The organism is Streptosporangium sp. G11 (assembly GCF_051192615.1).
Classification (GTDB): Bacteria; Actinomycetota; Actinomycetes; order Streptosporangiales; family Streptosporangiaceae; genus Streptosporangium.
This window is the reverse complement of record NZ_JBPJUQ010000350.1, coordinates 1-704: the sequence shown is the minus strand read 5'-3', so window position 1 is coordinate 704 and position 704 is coordinate 1. Positions and strand designations below refer to the sequence as shown.

The window sequence follows — 704 nt, the reverse complement described above, 5'->3', positions numbered from 1 at the left end:
CCGTCGTGGGAGGGGGTGGCGCCCCAGCCGACCGGATCGTTGTTGCTGACCGCGAACATCTGCCCTGTCTCCGGATGAGTCCCGACCATCATGAACCCCGGCACGTCACCCCCCGAGGAGGCGGGCAGCCGGTCCGGCATGCCCTGCGCCAGCGCCTTGTAGATCAGCTCCATGGCGACCGTCCCCGTCCACTGGGTGAACGTCGCCGCCGGGTACACGGCGTGGAAGAGCGTGCCCGGCTCGGCCCGCACCTCCAGCGGGGCGAAGTGCCCGGCGTTGGTCTGCTCCCCCGGCGTGGTGATCGCCTTGAACGCGACCCGGCAGGTCGCGATGGTCGCGCCGAACGGGAGGTTGACGGGGCCGGGTGTGGCGGGCGAGGAACCGGCGAAGTCGACGGTGAAGGTGCCGTCGGCGATGGTGACGGTGACCTGCATGCGAACCGGGTCGCCGGTGATGCCGTCGTCGTCCAGCCAGTCGACCGCCGTCCACGAACCCTGCGGGAGGCGGGCGACGGCCTCGGCGGCGGACTCGGCCGCGGCGGCGATCACGGTCTCGACGACGGACTCGACGACGGCCCTGCCGTAGCGGGTGTAGAGCTCGCGGACACGGCGCTCGCCGGTGCGCAGCGCGGCGACCTGCGCGTTCAGATCACCGATCACCAGATCCGGCATCCGCGAGTTGAACCGGATCAACTCGATGATCTC

General features: G+C 71.0%; 1 protein-coding gene. It reads right to left on the bottom strand.

The window, feature by feature from the left end:
• A partial coding sequence (locus tag ACSDR0_RS50980; protein ID WP_435296198.1) for a hydantoinase B/oxoprolinase family protein occupies positions 1–704 on the bottom strand: 704 nt, incomplete at both ends.